Here is a 16897-nt window from a genome sequence, read left to right as displayed (position 1 = left end):
GGGTGTACACCGCTTGTAACGTTAACGCTCGATTAATCTGTCGATGCAAGCATCAAAAGGGTGGCTTTGGCCGCCCTTTTTTGTGGCCGCTGCCGTTACACTAGCGAAACTGAACCCGCCAAGGTCTGTCTGAGAAACACACCTCGCGAGGCCCCCTTATTGTCCAGGAGTAAAGCATGCGTAATCTGATCACCAGCGCCGCGCTCGTCGTCGCCAGCCTGTTCGGCATGGCAGCCCAAGCCACCGCCGACGAGGCGAAGGCCCCTTACGTTGAATTGACTAACCCGGTTCCGGTGTCAGCGCCTGGCAAGATCGAAGTGGTTGAGCTGTTCTGGTACGGCTGCCCGCATTGCTACGCATTCGAGCCAGTCATCAACCCATGGGTCGAGAAGCTGCCCAAGGACGTCAACTTCGTTCGCATTCCGGCCATGTTTGGCGGCCCATGGGACGCCCACGGCCAGATGTTCCTGACCCTTGAAGCCATGGGCGTCGAGCACCAGGTTCACGCGGCGGTCTTCAACGCGATCCAGAAAGAACACAAGAAACTCACCGACAAGAATGACATGGCCGACTTCCTGGCGACCCAGGGCGTAGACAAGGATAAATTCCTGGCGACCTTCGACTCCTTCGCCGTCAAGGGCCAGATCGTCAAAGCCAAGGAGCTGGCCAAGAAGTACGAGATCACCGGCGTACCGACCATGATCGTCAACGGCAAGTATCGCTTCGACATCGGCTCTGCCGGCGGTGCGGAACAAGCCTTGCAACTGGCCGACCAGTTGATCACCAAGGAACGGGCGACGACAAAGGCAGTTGCCAACTAAGCGCGGCCCACGCCCATGGCCCGCTGGAGTACCGAACGCCTCGTTGGCCTGCATGAACCGCGGGTCAACGAACATCATGTCGCCTCCACGGGCCTGCCTGCCGACAGCCGCCTGCGACTGCTGAGCTTCAACATCCAGGTCGGCATCAGCACCGAGCGCTATCGGCATTACCTGACCCGCGGCTGGCAACATCTGCTGCCCCACACCGGGCGCGCCGGTAACCTGCAGAAAATCGGCGACCTGCTCAAGGATTTCGACCTGGTGGCCTTGCAAGAGGCCGATGGCGGCAGCTTGAGGTCCGGCTACGTCAACCAGGTGGAACACCTGGCGCAACTGGGTGCCTTCCCCTACTGGTACCAACAACTCAATCGCAACCTCGGACGTTTCGGCCAGCACAGCAATGGCGTGCTGAGTCGCCTGCGACCGTGGGCGATCGAAGACCATCCGCTGCCTGGCCCCAAAGGGCGCGGGGCGATCCTGGCGCGGTTCGGCGAAGGCCCGGAGGCGCTCATCGTGGTGATGATGCACCTGGCCCTCGGCGCACGTACCCGGACGATGCAACTGGCCTACATCCGCGAGCTGATCGGCGGTTACAAGCACCAGGTGCTGATGGGGGACATGAACACCCACGCCAGCGACCTGCTGCAAACCTCGCCCCTGCGCGATCTGGGCCTGCTTGCGCCGCAACTGCAAGCGACCTTTCCCAGTTGGCGCCCCCAGCGCTGCCTGGATCATATCCTGTTGAGCCCCACCCTGACCCTCGAACGCGTCGAGGTGCTGGCCCAACCCATTTCCGATCACCTGCCGGTCGCAGTCGAGATTCGTTTGCCGGGTTCGCTCACGGCCGACGCCTTCCCTGCGTTAAGTCCGGCCCCTCGCGGATCCGATGAATGAGCGACGACGCCGAACGCTGGAGAGAGAAGTACCTCAAGAGTCTCGAACAGCAGGAAAAGCTTGAGCGCCGCTGGGATGCCCGGCTCGACTTGCTGCGTCGCGGCCTGGTCCGCAGCACCTTGGCCGCCGAAGGCTCGGACCGGGCGGTCGACGAATGCATGAAGGAAATGCGTGAGGCGATCCGCACCGATGACATGGATGCGGCCCTTGCCACCCTGCTGCCGCGCCTGGAGAAAGCCGTACTCGACTCCGAACAGCGCCGCGAGACCCGGGTCGAGCAGATGAGCGCTGCACTGACGGCCCTGGTGGCGCAGTTGCAGACCCTGCCGCTGCCCAAGGACGTCAGCCGGCCCCTGAAGAAATTTTCCAAGCGACTGGACGACCGGGTCGGCCAGACCCGAGAGATCCCGCTGTTGCTGAGCGAGCTGAGCACCTTGCAAGGCCAGGCCCTGAGCGCGCTGGAACCCCCTGCCGAAGCCCATCGTCCCGGCCTGCTGCAGCGGCTGTTTGGCGGCCAGGGTCACGAGGATGCGCCGCAAGAGCCTGCCCAGGTCGACGCGGCACCCGTCGCGCAGGCCGCACCCACGCCGCAGCGCCGCGCGACCGATATAGCACCTGTCGAGCCGGATTCGGAGCCGCAGCCCGCACCCACACCGAGCTCGGAACCAGCGCCCTCGGCAGAGCCCGCGCTTGCCGCTCAAGTACGGCCTGAACCGGCAACCGTCGCTGCGCCGGAAGCTGACCCCGTGGCGCCTGCCGCGCCCCCTGTTCCGGCGCCAGCACCCGAAGAGGCGCAGCCGGCCAGCGAACCGGACGACACCACCGAGCCGGCCACCGTTGAACCGCCTACCCGGCAAGCGACGCCTGCAAACCCCGATGAGCTGCTGCCGCAGACGCCAGCGCCTCTTCCTGCGACAGAGCCAGAATCAGAGGCCAACGCCGCCGAGGCCGCTGTCGAGGCGGCCGATGCCCAATACGCCCTGCCCGACTCCCCGGAACCGTCCTACAGCTCGGTGGCCCGGCACATTGAAGACACCTTGCTGGGCCTGCTGGGTGACCTGACACTGCCCGAGCGGCACCGCCCGCAAGCCGAGGCAATGCGTGAGAAGCTGCAAAATGGTTTGAACTGGTACGAGTTACTGCCGATTCTCGACGATCTGGCGGTGCTCATGCTGGCGATCACCGACAGCGGCCAGCACGAATTCGAAGCCTACCTGCAGCGCCTCAACGATCGGCTGGAGGCGTTCCAGAACAGCTTGCTGGCCGCCAGCGAAGACCATGCGGAAAATCTCTCGGTCTCCCGGGACATGGACATCCAGATTCGCGAGCACGTCGATGGCCTGCAAAGCAGCGTCCAGCAGGCCGATGACCTGGAAAGCCTCAAGCAGGTGCTTGAGAACCACCTGGAAGGCCTGCTGGGGACGATGGACCAGCACCAAAAGCAACGCGAGCAGCGTGAACAGGAAGTCTCGGCGCGCCTGAAAAGCCTCGCCGAGCGCGTAGCGCTGATGGAACAGGATGCCCTGATCGTTCGCGAGAATCTGGAAGAGCAGCGGCTCAAGGCGCTGATCGATCCACTCACCGGGTTGCCCAACCGTGCAGCGTGGAGCGAGCGTCTTGAAAAGGAAGTGGCCGAGTGGCAACAGCACGGCAACAGCTTGTTGCTGGCCATGCTCGACCTCGACCACTTCAAGCGGATCAACGACAACTATGGCCACCTGGCCGGTGACCGGGTGCTGAAACTGATTGCCTCGGTTTTGCGCAAACGCCTGCGCAGCAGCGATTTCATCGCCCGTTTCGGCGGCGAGGAATTCGTCCTGTTGGTGCCCGACACGCCCCTGACAGCCGGGACCCAGTTGGCCGAGGCCCTGCGTGCTGCCATCGAAGCCTGCCCATTCCACTTCAAGGGCGAGCCTGTCACGGTGACGGTGTCCATGGGGCTGACGGCGTTCAAACCCGGAGAACACAGCGATTCTGTGCTTAAAAGAGCCGATCAAGCGCTGTACCGGGCGAAAAGCGCCGGACGTAACCGGGTGGAGCTGGGCTGAAGGCAATTGTTCCAATTTGTTTAATCTGCGGCCGGGCCCGGCTCATCGCGCAACGATACGTTACACTGTTGCATTAATTTCAACGTGTAACGTCTCCTGCCATGAAATTCGCTCCGTTCATCATTTCCCTGCTCCTCCTGGCCGGCTGCGCCAGCGGCCCTCGGCTCGACACCAGCCATCCATCGGTCAATCACGACAGCCGCATCCAATTCGTAGTGGTGCATTACACCTCGGCCTCCCTGGAACGCTCCCTGGCCCTGCTGACCCATGGCGAAGTCAGCGCCCACTACCTGGTCGGCGACGATAAGAACGCCACCGTCTATCAGTTGGTGGATGAAAACCGTCGGGCCTGGCATGCCGGGGAAAGCGAGTGGGAAGGCCGCACCTGGCTCAACTCCAGCTCCATCGGCATCGAAATCGTCAACCCCGGTTATGTCGACACCCCTACCGGTCGCCTGTGGTACCCCTACAGCGAAGCCCAGGTGCAGGCCTTGATCGTGTTGCTCAAGGACATCATCCAACGCAATGGCATCAATCCACGCGCCATCATCGGCCACAGCGACATCGCGCCCCTGCGCAAGCTGGATCCGGGCCCGCTGTTCCCTTGGAAGCGCCTGGCCCAGGCAGGCCTGGGCCTCTGGCCTGACGAACAGGCCGTCGCGCGCCAACAGGTCGTCTTCGCCGCACAACTGCCCAGCGCCAGCTGGTTCCAGGCCGAATTGGCGCGCCTGGGCTACCCGACGCCCCAGACCGGCGAATGGGACGTGGCCACTCACCACGTGCTGGCCGCGTTCCAGATGCACTACCGGCCGACCCGCTTCGATGGCGTGCCCGACGCGCAAAGCGCGGCGATCTTGCAGGTGCTCAACCAGACAAAATAATGACGCCCGTCTGACGAACAGGGCCAAATCCCAAACAGCAGCTATAACTCATTGGGACCTTTAGGATTACCCATGATGACGGCTGCCCGCGAAACGTTGCAGAGCTGGCTCCATCGCCCTCTTTTCTTGGCGACGATGGCGGCTGCCCTGAGTACGCTGCTGTTGCTGGCCGGGAGTCTGTTTGTGGTCGTCCAACAGATCCAGCAGCGTGAAAGCGACCAGATGAACGCCCAGGGCGAGCGCTTCCTGCAACGGCTGGAACAACTTTTCGGGCAATTGCGTGAAGGCCTCGATGACCTGCAGAACCAGCCGCTGCGGGGCTGTAGCGATGACATGATCGCGACCTTGCGGCAGGTGAGCTTCAATTACCGCTTCGTTTATGAAGCGGTGTATGTCGACGGCAGCGGCGCGTGTTCGAACCGGCCTCTCCAGAGCGGATTGTCGGTAACCCGCCTGCCCGACCTGCGCGGTCCGACCTACAGCTACTGGCTCAACACCACCACCGAACCTGACGAAGACCGCGCGGCACTGATGCTGGGGCGCGGTAATTTTCGGGTGGCCACCTCTCGCGGGCATTTGACCGATGTGGTCGATCTGCCGCCGGGCGGAAGCCTGTTGGTGGTCCTGGATCACGGCAAGCGGGCCATTCCGGTGCTGGGCACCAACCAGCATTGGCCGCCCACGGAGCCCTGGCCGCCGAAAGGCCGCAATGCCTTGCAAGTGACGCAAACCCGGCTGATCTACCGAATGCCGACCGATAACCCGGAATATCAGTTGGTGCTGATCGCCCCGCGCAAGGGTTTCAACATGCCATCCAACGCCTGGTGGATGTTGCCTATCAGCCTGCTGCTAGGGCTGGGCATCGGCGTCCAGGTCTTGCTGCTGGCCCGCCAGCGACAGTCCATGGACGCCGAGCTGCACGGCGCGATACGGCGCGGTGAATTGCAGGTGTTGTACCAACCCATCTTCGACCTCAACAGCCGCAATTGCGTCGGCGCCGAAGCCCTGCTGCGCTGGCGCCGGCCGGATGGCACCCTGACCAGCCCGGACTTGTTTATCCCGATGGCCGAAGACACCGGGCAGATCCGCCAGATCACCGATTTCGTGCTGCAACGGCTGTTCGATCAGCTGGGCCAGTTGCTGCGGGCCAATCCGCAGTTGTACATCTCGGTCAACCTGGCGGCCTGCGACGTGATGGTGCCGCGAATCGGCGAAGTGATCGCCCGCCTGCTGGCGCTGCACCGGGTCTCGGCCCGGCAGATTGCCTTCGAGGTGACTGAGCGCGGGCTGATCGATGTGCTGGTGGCCCGGGACAACCTGCAGTCGTTACGCGACAACGGGCATCAAGTGCTGATCGACGACTTCGGCACCGGCTATTGCAGCCTGGCGTACCTGCAAACCTTGCCGGTGGATTGCCTGAAAATCGACAAAGCCTTCATCGATGCCTTGGGCCACGATGCCGCCAGCAGCGGTGTCGCCCCGCACATCATCCGCATGGCCCACGCGTTGCAGCTCAAGGTGATCGCCGAAGGCATCGAGCACGAAGCCCAAGCCTCCTACTTGAGCAGCGAAGGCGTGAAGTTCGGTCAGGGTTGGCTGTTTGCCCATGCACTCAGTGCGGTGCAGTTGATCGAGCTGATTACCCGCGGGCGACGCTTGCTCGGCCGGCGTCTGGACGACGAAGCCTGAAGCCCGTCAGACCGTCAACGCCATGTAGAACTGCGTGCCCTGCCCCGGTCTGGAGTAAACGCCCATGCGACCGCCGTGGAGCTGGACGATTTCCTTGCACAACGCCAGGCCGAGGCCGGCACCGCCCTTCTTGCGTCCGACCTGGACGAAAGGTTCGAAGATCCGTCCCTGCTGGCCGTAGGCAATGCCTTCACCGTTGTCTTCGACGCTGATAATCACCCGCTCGCCGTGGCGGCGGGCCTGCAAGCGAATCTGGCCATGGTCGCCGGTGTGCCGCATGGCATTGTCGATCAGGTTATCCAGCACCCGCTCCAACTGTGCGGCGTCGGCATGCAGGCGCGGCAGCGGGCCCTGGATCGCCACGAGCAATTCGATGCCCTTGGCACTGGCCTGCTCGGCGAACCGCATCCGGGCCGCTTCCAGCAGCTCTTCGATGGAACACGGCGCCAGCGTCAGCTTTTGCAGGCCGTTCTGGTAGCGGGAGAAATTCAGCAGGTCATTGATGAGCTGCATCAGCCGCTGCATTTCCTCGGTGACCGTGTCGAGCAGGTCGGCCTCGCGCGACTCCGCTGGGAAATGCAGACGCTCCTGCAACAGGCCGAAGGCCATGTGCATGCCAGTCACCGGCGTGCGCAGTTCATGGGAAGCACGCAACACGAATTCGCTACGGACCCGCTCGAAGGCGCGTTGCTCGGTGACGTCGTGCAGCACCATCACCGCGCCGAGGATATGGCCTTGGGTATGGCTCACCGGCGTGAGGCTGTAGGTCAGTACCCGCGACTCGCCGTCCACTTCGATGCTCAGGTCCTCGGGCGCACGCTCCAGCGTCCCGCCACGCAGCACCAATTGCAGCTCGTCATCCAGGTCCGGGCGGCCCAATGCTTCGCCCAGGCCCTGGCCCAGGCGCTCCTCATCCCAGCCCAGTTGCCGCTGGGCGACCGGGTTGAGGTGTTCCAGGCGGCCTTGCCGGTCGATCATCAACAGCCCGTCATCGATGCTGTCGAGCACCGCTTGCAGGCGTTGCTGGCCGGCGAGCAACTCATCGACATTGGTGGCCTGGTGTTCGCGCAACGCCTGGGCCATGATGCCGAAGCGCCGTGTCAGCAAGTTGACCTCGGCGGCGGAAGACGTCGGCAGCGTCACTTCGAAATTGCCCTGGCCGATATTATCCGCGGCCGCGGCCAGCGCCTCGATGGGCGCCCCGAGACGCCGGGCGATGCCGTGGGCGGTGACGAAACCGATGATCAACACCGCCAGCCCCACCAGCCCGAGTAGCCCGGAGATCAACAATGCCCGCTCGCGGGCACGCGTCTGGGTTTCACTGATGTTGTTCAGGGCCTGCCGATAACTCTCGATCAGGCCGTTGCGCAGCACGTTGAATTTATCGGTGAGCTCCTGAATGGCGGAAAGCGGGTTCGGTTGCTGGCGAGAGGCGGTAAACGCCTCGTAGAAGTCGAGGTAGTCGGCCTTGGCCTTGCTGAAGTTGTCCGGCACCTCGTCCAGGCTCCGCTCGTGGGCGATGCCCTCGTCGATCAACGCCAGGTACTGTTTCTTGGATACCTCCAGGGCGGCCAGGTCGGGCTTGTCGTCGAGCATGATCATCAACTGGTCGCCCAGGGTCTGGCGCAGCTTGAGCCCCAGGTCCAGCAGGATGAAGTTGTTGCGTACCGATTGCTCCTGGGTATGGGCCATCTGCATCACGCTGACCAGGCCCAGCACCAACCCCAGCAGCGCCACCGTAATGAGCGCCGAGATGCTGAGGAACAGCCGTGTACGCAGCTTCATCGCCAGTTTCATAGGGTGTCGCTCACAGGTTGTACTGCTTGCGTTTGCGGTACAGCGTGGAGGCGTCGATACCCAGGGTCTTAGCGGCTTGGTCCAGGGTGTCGGCGGTGGCCAGCACCGCACCGATGTGCGCCTTTTCCAATTCATCGAGGCTGAGCGGCGCGCCGATGCGAGGGGCATTGTTGACTGGTTGCTCGGCCATGCCCAGGTGGCTGATTTCGACTTTTTCCTGTGGGCAGATGATGCTGGCGCGCTCGACCACGTTGCGCAGTTCGCGGATGTTGCCAGGCCAGCGATAGCCAAGCAGCGCTTCGCGGGCTTCGTCGCTGAAGCCCCGGGCCGGGCGTGCATATTCCTTGACGAAGCGCGCCAGGAAGCGATCGGCGAGGGTCAGGATGTCTTCGGCGCGCTCGCGCAGCGGCGGCAGGTGCAAGGTAATGACGTTCAGGCGATAGAGCAGGTCTTCGCGGAAACGCCCGTCGCGCACCATGTCTTCAAGGTTCAGGTTGGTGGCCGCCAGAATCCGCACATCGGCGCGACGGGTCACCGGATCGCCAACCCGTTCGTATTCCTTATCCTGGATGAAGCGCAACAACTTGGGTTGCAATGTCAGGGGAAAATCGCCGATCTCGTCGAGAAACAGCGTACCACCGTCCGCCTGGTTGACTCGTCCCAGGGTGCTTTCGCTGGCCCCGGTGAACGCCCCACGGCTGTGGCCGAACAACTCGCTTTCCATCAACTCGGCGGTCAGGGACGGGCAGTTGATGGTGACGCAGGATTTCTTCGCGCGCTTGCTCCAACCGTGGATCGCCCGGGCCAGCTCGCCTTTACCGGTGCCGGATTCACCGAGAATCAGGATGTTGGCGTCGGTGCTGGCCACCTGGCGAGCGGTCTCCAGCACCACCTTCATCGCCGGGCTATGGGAGTCGAGGCCGTCCTTGGGCTTGCGCACCTCCCCTTCGAGGGCTTCAAGGCGGGCCGACAACTGGCGCACTTCCAACTGCTTGGCGGTCGCCAGGCGCAATTGGTCCGGGCTGCAGGGCTTGACCAGATAATCGGCGGCCCCGGCCTGAATCGCGTCCACGGCCGTGTCGACCGCCGAGTGGGCCGTGACGATCACCACCCGCATCCACGGTGCCTGGATACGCATCTGGGCCAACACATCCAGACCGTTGTCTTCCCCCAGGCGCAGGTCGAGGAAGCACAGGTCGAACACCTGGCGTTGCAGCAGCGCATCGGCCTGGGCCGCACTGTTGGCGGTGGCGACGGTGTAGCCCTCGTCTTCCAGGCAATAACGGAAGGTACGCAGGATGGCAGACTCGTCGTCTACCAGCAGAATGCGGCCTTGGTGCTCAGTGGCGGATTCCATTTTTCCTACGCTCCTTAATGAATGATGATGGTTAGTGTCAGAAAAATCGGGCAAGTTGCATGGTCGTTTCCGAGGGAATATTACCCACCGAGAGGGACCCTGTGGACGTCAGTTGGCTAAAAGATTGATTTGAGTCCGTTTTTTTCCGTTTCGCCGGTTTCGAGGGGCTCGGCTCGCTCATTCCGACAGCGGTTTGCGACGGGCAATTCAAAAAGAATCTAACGCCTCCCCTCTTCCGTTCGTGCAATACGCACGACTCCCGCCGGGGCCATCGTGCAGGATGCGCCTCTAGCCTCTTTTCTACATTTCATAACTTATTGATTTTAAACGATTTTATTCGTTTAAAAATTCTGGCATGACGTCTGCAATATCTCGAACAACATGGCGTTCCAGCGCCGTAACCCGATCACGACACCCGGCTGGGAGGAATTTCAGGATGAATCGTCAAAGTGCCGCCTCGTTTCGCATGACTTCCCTGCATATCCAACAGGGCTTGTGGGCCGCGCTGGCGCTGCTGATCACGCTCGTCGTCGGTCAGCAGTGGATGCTTTGGCAAGAAAGCCAACAGCCCGAAACGCCGCATGTGTCGATTCAACGTGCTCCCCAAACCCATTTCAGCGCCGTCAGCAGCACGAGCATGAAAGAAGCAGCCGCTTCGATGCGCATGATGGACGTCGACCAGGCCCAGCCTGTGGCCGACCTGCCCCGTCAGGAGCGCTGGGTGTTTTAACCCCGATGGACCGGTCGTCTGTCGCACCGGAACCATCAACCGCCAGACCCTAACTAAATAGAAAAGTGTAAGGAGAATCACCATGTTGAGCTGGGCAATTACCTTCCTGATCATTGCCATCATCGCCGCCGTACTGGGCTTCGGTGGTATCGCAGGCACCGCCACGGGCATCGCCAAGATTCTCTTTGTCGTATTCCTGGTGATGTTCATCGCTTCCTTCTTCTTTGGCCGTCGCGGCCGAGGCTGACCATGAGCGTTTCCCTTAAAGGACTGGCCGCCGCCCTGTTGCTGGGCGGCAGTGCCGTGGCAATGGCTGCCAATGACGGGCAGATGCGCGCCAATGAACTACTGACCGCCGACCCGCAGTACCGCGAGACCTGGCAGCACGTGGTCAAGAAAGAAGAGCGCTTGCCGGAATGGGTGATGAACCTATCGGGCGATGCCGAGCAGATGAACGCGGTCGAGGAAGACGGCGACAAGTACCTGGTCGGCCCCCTGTGCGAGACCCAGGCGACCTGTCGCAGCAAACGCCTGATCGTCGCCTTCAGCTTTGACAAGGACGAAGCCTACGCCATGTTGGTGGAAGTGCCCGCCGGCCTGCCGGCCGACAAGTCGCCGACCCGACATGCCGACTACCGTTTCCTCGGCAAGCCCGATGAAGGTATGCAGAAATTGTTAATGGAACAACTCAAGAAAGATCCGAACTGGTACTGAATCTGAAAACGGGAAAGGCAACCCTGCCTTTCCCTTCTGCACAGCCCGAAGAGGGCCGATGCATGACCAGGGGGCTGGGACGTTCTGGCTGATCGAGTCGGAGTGACCTACGGGCACAAGGGGTGCCTGCGAAAGGGCCGGGTCAGGAAAAAGCTACGACGCAGGTTCGCAAAGTCCAGGCGACTTGGCGAACCTGCGCAGGGCTTCGCTTTTATAAAATGCCTGTGCCAGAGCGGCTGGTGGATGGAGTCCCGTCACCGGCCCGCGACTGCGGCATTTTGTCTCCAGACACTCCAGTCATTTCCCGCTTCCGACCGTATATCGGAGAAGCGCGGCAGCAGTTTTCTTTTGCAGCACGTGTCTGGCCGCGGTCCTCTCATCGGTTCTACAAGCCTTGTGGAGGAAGCCCGGCTACGCTGAAATGGCCGGTTCACGGCGCTTATGCCTGCATAAATGTCCTACGCAAACCGGTTGGGACGCGGGTTTCGTTTAGAAAATCTCATGCCGATTCGGCATAGGGTAGGCGTTTACGGCATTAGACGAGCCTATCCCGCATCGCAATAGTTGCGCCTTTTTTCGCCTGCCAGTAAGCCGCTAGCGCGCTCGGGGTGACCTTATACGGGGGCAGATGCGCGGATGTTTATCGTCCATGCCGCTGCCCGAGTCCAACTGAAGTAAGGGTAATGATATGAAGAAGGCAAAGCTAAGCCTCGCCTGGCAGATCCTCATCGGTCTGGTCCTCGGGATTGCACTGGGCGCTCTGCTCAACCATTTCAGTGCCGAGAAGGCCTGGTGGATCAGCAATGTGCTGCAACCGGCAGGCGATATCTTTATCCGTCTGATCAAGATGATCGTGATCCCGATCGTGATTTCCTCGCTGATCGTCGGCATTGCCGGGGTCGGTGACGCGAAGAAACTCGGGCGCATCGGCCTCAAGACCATCATCTACTTCGAAATCGTCACCACCATCGCCATCGTCGTCGGCCTGCTGCTGGCCAACTTCTTCCAGCCAGGCAATGGCATCGACATGAGCACCCTCGGGACGGTGGATATTTCCAAGTACCAGGCCACGGCGGCGGAAGTCCAGCATGAACACGCGTTCATCGAGACCATCCTCAACCTGATCCCATCGAACATCTTTGCCGCCATGGCGCGTGGCGAGATGCTGCCGATCATTTTCTTCTCCGTGCTGTTTGGCCTGGGCCTGTCCAGCCTGCAATCGGACCTGCGCGAGCCGCTGGTGAAGATGTTCCAAGGCGTATCGGAAAGCATGTTCAAGGTCACCCACATGATCATGAACTACGCCCCGATCGGCGTTTTCGCACTGATCGCGGTGACCGTCGCCAACTTCGGCTTCGCTTCCCTGCTGCCGCTGGCGAAACTGGTGATCCTGGTTTACGTCGCCATCGCGTTCTTCGCCTTCGTGGTGCTGGGCCTGATCGCCCGCCTGTTCGGCTTCTCGGTGCTCAAGCTGATGCGCATCTTCAAGGACGAACTGGTGCTGGCCTACTCCACCGCCAGTTCCGAAACCGTGCTGCCACGCGTGATCGAAAAAATGGAAGCCTACGGCGCGCCGAAGGCAATCTGCAGCTTCGTGGTGCCAACCGGCTATTCGTTCAACCTTGACGGTTCGACGCTGTACCAGAGCATCGCGGCGATCTTCATCGCGCAGCTGTACGGCATCGACTTGTCCATCAGCCAGCAATTGTTGCTGGTGCTGACCTTGATGGTGACCTCCAAAGGCATCGCCGGCGTGCCGGGCGTGTCCTTCGTGGTGCTGCTGGCGACCCTGGGCAGCGTGGGCATTCCGCTCGAAGGCCTGGCCTTCATCGCCGGTGTCGACCGCATCATGGACATGGCCCGCACCGCGCTGAACGTCATCGGCAACGCCTTGGCCGTGTTGGTGATCGCCCGTTGGGAAGGCATGTACGACGACGCCAAGGGCCAGCGCTACTGGAACTCCCTGCCGCACTGGCGCAGTAAAGAGCCGCTGCCGGCGGGTGAAACCTCCAGCCGCTGAGGGCATGCCAGGTCAAAGCCATTAACACAAACCCCGGAACACTCCGGGGTTTGTCGTTTCTGCCAGCCCCGCTATCATTCGCGGCATCTTCCGAGGGGATTAACCGATGCTCAATGGCCTGTGGCTTGGCTTCTTTATCGTGGCAGCCGTGTCGGCGCTGGGACAGTGGCTGATCGGCGGCAACGCCGGGATCTTCGCCGCGATGGTGGAAAGCATCTTTGCCATGGCCAAGCTGTCGGTGGAGGTGATGGTCCTGCTGTTCGGCACCCTGACGCTGTGGCTGGGGTTCTTGCGGATCGCCGAAAAGGCCGGCATCGTCGACTGGCTGGCCAAGGCCCTGGGGCCGCTGTTCTTGCGCCTGATGCCGGAAGTACCGGCCGGCCATCCCGCCATCGGCCTGATCACCCTCAACTTCGCCGCCAACGGCCTGGGCCTCGATAACGCCGCCACCCCCATCGGCCTCAAGGCCATGCGCGCCCTGCAAGACCTCAATCCCAGCCCGACCATCGCCAGCAACGCCCAGATCCTTTTCCTGGTGCTCAACGCCTCGTCGCTGACACTGCTGCCGGTGACCATCTTCATGTACCGCGCCCAGCAAGGCGCGCCGGATCCGACCCTGGTGTTCCTGCCGATCCTGATCGCCACCACTGGCTCGACCCTCACGGGGCTGTTGTCGGTGGCGTTCATGCAACGCCTGCGCCTATGGGATCCGGTGGTGCTGGCTTACCTGGTGCCGGGGGCGCTGGCCCTTGGCGGCTTCATGGCGCTGCTGGCCACGTTGTCGGCCACCGCGCTGGCGGGCTTGTCGTCGATCCTCGGCAACCTGACGCTGTTCGGCCTGATCATCCTGTTCCTGGTGGTGGGGGCGCTGCGCAAGGTCAAGGTCTATGAGGCCTTCGTCGAAGGGGCGAAGGAGGGCTTCGACGTCGCCAAGAACCTGCTGCCGTACCTGGTGGCGATGCTTTGCGCGGTCGGCGTGCTGCGGGCATCCGGGGCGCTGGATTTCGGCCTGGACGGCATTCGCCACCTGGTGCAATGGGCCGGCTGGGACACGCGTTTCGTCGATGCCCTGCCGACCGCCATGGTCAAGCCGTTCTCCGGCAGCGCCGCCCGGGCGATGCTGATCGAAACCATGAAGACCTCAGGGGTGGATAGCTTCCCGGCGCTGGTGGCGGCGACTATCCAGGGCAGCACCGAGACCACGTTCTACGTGCTGGCGGTGTATTTCGGCGCGGTCGGCATCCAGCGGGCGCGCCATGCGGTGGGTTGCGCGCTGCTGGCGGAACTGGCCGGGGTCTTGTCGGCGATCGGGGTCTGCTACTGGTTCTTTGGCTGAGGCCAGCGCGCAAGTCCGGTGAAATTCATCGTGGCGAGGGAGCTTGCTCCCCGCCCCGATGTTCAACCACCTGCCGACCCCGTCACATTGAACCGCAGCACCCCAATCATCTGGCCATTCTCCGTCAGCACCCGCACTTGCCACTTGCCCGCCGGGTTGTCCGGGAAATTCTGCTTGTGGGTCCAGGCGCGGTAGCCTTCCTTGCGCCCGCCGTGGATGTCCAGGGCGATGCGATCCACCTCTTTGCCGTTGAACTGCCAGACGTGATAGATCCGCTCATCGAGGCCTCGCGGCGCATTGATGGCCGTGTAGGCGTACAGGCCGTTGCCACGAATCTGTTCCGCACTGACTTCCTTGAGGCTGGCGCCGGGGGTGCGATCCTCCACCTGGGTACTGATCGCCACTTCGGTCATCCACAACGTGGCCGGCGGCACCCAGGAGCGCAGCACCCAGCCGGCAGCGCCGATGCCTAGGGTGATGCACAGGATCGCCAAGGCGTTGCGCACCGTGCGGATCGGAAAGATCGACGCCAGGCTGGGGAATGACAACAGCATGGCAATGCCCAGCGCCAGCTTGAAGCTCTGGTCGGTGGTCAGGTGCAGGATGACCGGCAACGCGGTGAGGAGGGCGGCGAACAGCGTCAGGGTGTGCAACGCCAGGAACGCCCAGCGCCGGGGTGCCAGCCATTTGTAGTACAGCGGATCGGTGATCGAAATCAGCGCCGCCGCCGCCAGCAGGCTGGTGAAAATCAGCTGGCTGCTGTTCCAGGTGGTGGTGATGAAGAAAAACGGCAGGACAAAAAACAGGCTTTCCTGGTGAATCATCTGCGTGGCGTAGCGCAACAGCGGCTGGGGGATTTCTCGCTTGAAAATCCGCGTGAACAGCCGGGTCATGCTGTTCTCCACCATCAGCCAGAGCCAGCTCACCAGCATCATGACCGCGATCCAGGTGGCCAGGCCCTGCTGGCGGTCCACCAGCATGAAACTGCCGACGCCGGAGATGAAACCGCCGAGCGCAATGACCCCTGGGTAGCGCTTCATCAGTTCAAGGATGCGCTGGATAAAACGAGGCAGGCTTTGCATTAGGCGGTTTCACAGTAAGTCGTAGGAAATATCCCTGACAGAGTATCGTCCAGGGGGCGGTGTGGCGAGGATCATGGTGTGCGTCGCCAGCCTTTCATCTGACCCGTGTGGCATTGGAAACAGTTTCAAGCCCGGCGGCGCAATCGCCACGCCACCAGCCCCAGCACCAGCACCGCCAGCAGCGCGCCCACGCCCCACACGAACTCATCATCGCTGAGCAACGGCTTCTCGATGCGCAGGTAGCCGGGGTCCTTGAGCAGTTCGCGCAGGGCCAGGTTGGCCTGGTCCAGGCTCACCGACTGCAAGCGCAGCGCCGGGTTGGCGAAGCGGCCGTCCTCGTAGTCGCCCAGGGCGCCCCAGTAGTAATCGGCCAGGGCGCTGTTGCCCTGGACCGCCCAGGACTGATGCGCGATGGCCGCACGCTTGATGCGCATGAAACTGGCGGGGTCCAGGCCGTCCTTGAGCAGGTTCTGGCGCAGTTCTTCGAGCGCTTCCTCGGCCTGGGGCAGGTCCTCGCGGGCCAGGTCCGCGTTCAAGCTGAAGAAACCGACGCCGCCGAACACCTCGCGCTCCGTCCACGGCCCGTAGGACAGGCTGCGGGCCAGGCGCAGTTGGCGATAGAGCGCCCAGTCCAGGTAATCCTTGAGCAAATCGAAGGTTTCGTCGTGCTGCTCGTCCAGCACCGGTTCGGGGAACAGCCAGTGAAGCTTGGCGCCGTTGCCGACCAGCCCGTGGATCAGGTTGCGCTTGGTGACCGCGCTGTAGCGGATCTGCGGCAGCGGCTCGTGTTGGCTGGGTTCGACCGGTTCAAGTTGGCCGAAGGTGCGTTCCAGGTAGGCCGGCAGCAGCCGATCGAGGTCGCCGACCACGATCAGCGTCATGTTGTTCGGTGCATACCAGGCCTTGCGCACGTGCTCGAGGCGGGCGAGGGTCAGGTGCTCGACCTCGGCCCGTTCCGCGCAGCGCAAGCCCAGTTCCACTGCCAGTTGGTTACTGGCCTTGTGTCCCAGGTCCTGGCGGTCGAGCCAGCGTTGCAGGTGGGTGTAATGGCCGCCGTCCTCTCGCTCCACCACGCGCTTGGCCGCCTCCAGGGCTTTTTCGTCGATGCGGGTGCGGGTCAGCAACGCCATCAGCAGGTCCAGGACCTTGCGCTGATTGCTGGCCGGCGCCTCGATGACGAACGTGGTGTCGGCGTTGCTGGTGAAGGCGTTCCATTCGCCGCCCAGGCTCTGCATGCGTTCCTCCAGGCCGCCTTCGCCCGTTTCGTCGACGCCGCTGAACAATAAATGCTCAAGCAGGTGCGGCAGCTCCTTATCGGCACAGCTGAAGTCATCCAGGCCTACGCCAACCACCAGGCGAATGGCCACATGCCCGCGCTCGCTGCCCGGCTTGAGCACCAGTTGCATTCCGTTGGGCAAGGCATAGCCCTCGACCTGAAACCGGTCCAGGGCAACTGCAGGCAAGGCGCCGAGCAAGAAAAGGGCGAATAACAGACCACGCATAAACGGCTTCCTGGCGACTGACAGTC

14 protein-coding genes are annotated in these 16897 nt (G+C 62.5%); 10 read left to right on the top strand and 4 right to left on the bottom strand.

From position 1 onward, the window contains the following. Nucleotides 1-176: 176 nt before the first annotated feature. From V3H56_RS00330 to V3H56_RS00310, 5 genes are all read left to right on the top strand, one after another. A complete protein-coding gene (locus V3H56_RS00330) occupies nt 177-821 on the top strand; it encodes a thiol:disulfide interchange protein DsbA/DsbL (protein WP_338474087.1) in 645 nt (214 codons plus the stop codon). 15 nt (nt 822-836) lie between these two features. Continuing rightward, on the top strand, nt 837-1715 hold the full coding sequence (locus tag V3H56_RS00325) for an endonuclease/exonuclease/phosphatase family protein (RefSeq protein WP_047739339.1): 879 nt from the start codon (nt 837-839) through the stop codon (nt 1713-1715). Further along, the gene (locus tag V3H56_RS00320; RefSeq protein ID WP_338474086.1) at nt 1712-3763 is read left to right on the top strand and encodes a diguanylate cyclase; all 2052 of its coding nucleotides are present in this window, start codon (nt 1712-1714) and stop codon (nt 3761-3763) included. The genes V3H56_RS00325 and V3H56_RS00320 overlap by 4 nt, the downstream gene beginning before the upstream one ends. A gap of 101 nt (nt 3764-3864) precedes the next feature. Next, nucleotides 3865-4644, top strand: coding sequence for an N-acetylmuramoyl-L-alanine amidase (locus V3H56_RS00315; RefSeq protein WP_042728895.1), 780 nt, complete (start codon nt 3865-3867; stop codon nt 4642-4644). Between the two features lie 75 nt (nt 4645-4719). Then, nucleotides 4720-6333, top strand: coding sequence for an EAL domain-containing protein (locus V3H56_RS00310; RefSeq protein ID WP_042728916.1), 1614 nt, complete (start codon nt 4720-4722; stop codon nt 6331-6333). A 6-nt stretch (nt 6334-6339) separates the two neighbouring features. Here the strand turns inward: V3H56_RS00310 and V3H56_RS00305 are convergent, their stop codons facing one another. Further along, complete coding sequence (locus V3H56_RS00305) at nt 6340-8130, bottom strand: ATP-binding protein (RefSeq protein WP_042728896.1); 1791 nt, start codon at nt 8128-8130, stop codon at nt 6340-6342. Nucleotides 8131-8140: 10 nt separating this feature from the next. Continuing rightward, the gene (gene algB, locus V3H56_RS00300) at nt 8141-9487 is read right to left on the bottom strand and encodes a sigma-54-dependent response regulator transcription factor AlgB (protein WP_042728897.1); all 1347 of its coding nucleotides are present in this window, start codon (nt 9485-9487) and stop codon (nt 8141-8143) included. Between the two features lie 436 nt (nt 9488-9923). On the opposite strand from algB, the gene V3H56_RS00295 reads away from it, so the two are divergent. The 5 genes from V3H56_RS00295 (at nt 9924) to V3H56_RS00275 (ending at nt 14287) form a co-directional block, all read left to right on the top strand. Then, nucleotides 9924-10217 carry a hypothetical protein gene (locus V3H56_RS00295; protein WP_047739342.1) on the top strand — a complete coding sequence of 98 codons (294 nt, stop codon included), beginning with the start codon at nt 9924-9926 and terminating at the stop codon, nt 10215-10217. An 82-nt stretch (nt 10218-10299) separates the two neighbouring features. Then, nucleotides 10300-10464 carry a DUF1328 domain-containing protein gene (locus tag V3H56_RS00290; RefSeq protein WP_003177151.1) on the top strand — a complete coding sequence of 55 codons (165 nt, stop codon included), beginning with the start codon at nt 10300-10302 and terminating at the stop codon, nt 10462-10464. A gap of 2 nt (nt 10465-10466) precedes the next feature. Further along, the gene (locus V3H56_RS00285) at nt 10467-10931 is read left to right on the top strand and encodes an inhibitor of vertebrate lysozyme family protein (protein WP_042728899.1); all 465 of its coding nucleotides are present in this window, start codon (nt 10467-10469) and stop codon (nt 10929-10931) included. Nucleotides 10932-11619: 688 nt separating this feature from the next. After that, entirely contained in the window at nt 11620-12951 is a 1332-nt protein-coding gene (gene gltP, locus V3H56_RS00280) for a glutamate/aspartate:proton symporter GltP (protein WP_042728900.1), read from the top strand. Nucleotides 12952-13057: 106 nt separating this feature from the next. Next, the gene (locus V3H56_RS00275; protein ID WP_042728901.1) at nt 13058-14287 is read left to right on the top strand and encodes a spore maturation protein; all 1230 of its coding nucleotides are present in this window, start codon (nt 13058-13060) and stop codon (nt 14285-14287) included. 62 nt (nt 14288-14349) lie between these two features. Here V3H56_RS00275 and V3H56_RS00270 read toward each other — a convergent pair whose 3' ends face one another. Beyond that, nucleotides 14350-15369 (bottom strand): DUF5924 family protein, encoded by a 1020-nt coding sequence (locus V3H56_RS00270; RefSeq protein ID WP_047739343.1) that lies wholly within the window; start codon nt 15367-15369, stop codon nt 14350-14352. Between the two features lie 125 nt (nt 15370-15494). Beyond that, nucleotides 15495-16871, bottom strand: a complete 1377-nt coding sequence (locus V3H56_RS00265) for a pitrilysin family protein (RefSeq protein ID WP_047739344.1) — start codon at nt 16869-16871, stop codon at nt 15495-15497. Nucleotides 16872-16897 lie beyond the last annotated feature (26 nt).

It is taken from the genome of Pseudomonas sp. MS646 (assembly GCF_036693845.1).
GTDB lineage: Bacteria > Pseudomonadota > Gammaproteobacteria > Pseudomonadales > Pseudomonadaceae > Aquipseudomonas > Aquipseudomonas chlororaphis_E.
The sequence above is the reverse complement of the archived record's forward strand: the minus strand, read 5'-3'. Positions and strand labels throughout refer to the sequence as shown.

What these genes read in the sequence shown, in the direction of transcription:
- V3H56_RS00325 (WP_047739339.1), top strand. Translation starts at nt 837, where the DNA reads ATGGCCCGCTGGAGTACCGAACGCCTCGTTGGCCTGCATGAACCGCGG.
- V3H56_RS00275 (WP_042728901.1), top strand. Translation starts at nt 13,058, where the DNA reads ATGCTCAATGGCCTGTGGCTTGGCTTCTTTATCGTGGCAGCCGTGTCG.
- gltP (WP_042728900.1), top strand. Translation starts at nt 11,620, where the DNA reads ATGAAGAAGGCAAAGCTAAGCCTCGCCTGGCAGATCCTCATCGGTCTG.
- V3H56_RS00305 (WP_042728896.1), bottom strand. Translation starts at nt 8,130, where the DNA reads ATGAAACTGGCGATGAAGCTGCGTACACGGCTGTTCCTCAGCATCTCG.
- V3H56_RS00320 (WP_338474086.1), top strand. Translation starts at nt 1,712, where the DNA reads ATGAGCGACGACGCCGAACGCTGGAGAGAGAAGTACCTCAAGAGTCTC.
- V3H56_RS00285 (WP_042728899.1), top strand. Translation starts at nt 10,467, where the DNA reads ATGAGCGTTTCCCTTAAAGGACTGGCCGCCGCCCTGTTGCTGGGCGGC.
- V3H56_RS00310 (WP_042728916.1), top strand. Translation starts at nt 4,720, where the DNA reads ATGACGGCTGCCCGCGAAACGTTGCAGAGCTGGCTCCATCGCCCTCTT.
- V3H56_RS00270 (WP_047739343.1), bottom strand. Translation starts at nt 15,369, where the DNA reads ATGCAAAGCCTGCCTCGTTTTATCCAGCGCATCCTTGAACTGATGAAG.
- V3H56_RS00295 (WP_047739342.1), top strand. Translation starts at nt 9,924, where the DNA reads ATGAATCGTCAAAGTGCCGCCTCGTTTCGCATGACTTCCCTGCATATC.
- V3H56_RS00290 (WP_003177151.1), top strand. Translation starts at nt 10,300, where the DNA reads ATGTTGAGCTGGGCAATTACCTTCCTGATCATTGCCATCATCGCCGCC.
- V3H56_RS00265 (WP_047739344.1), bottom strand. Translation starts at nt 16,871, where the DNA reads ATGCGTGGTCTGTTATTCGCCCTTTTCTTGCTCGGCGCCTTGCCTGCA.
- V3H56_RS00330 (WP_338474087.1), top strand. Translation starts at nt 177, where the DNA reads ATGCGTAATCTGATCACCAGCGCCGCGCTCGTCGTCGCCAGCCTGTTC.
- algB (WP_042728897.1), bottom strand. Translation starts at nt 9,487, where the DNA reads ATGGAATCCGCCACTGAGCACCAAGGCCGCATTCTGCTGGTAGACGAC.
- V3H56_RS00315 (WP_042728895.1), top strand. Translation starts at nt 3,865, where the DNA reads ATGAAATTCGCTCCGTTCATCATTTCCCTGCTCCTCCTGGCCGGCTGC.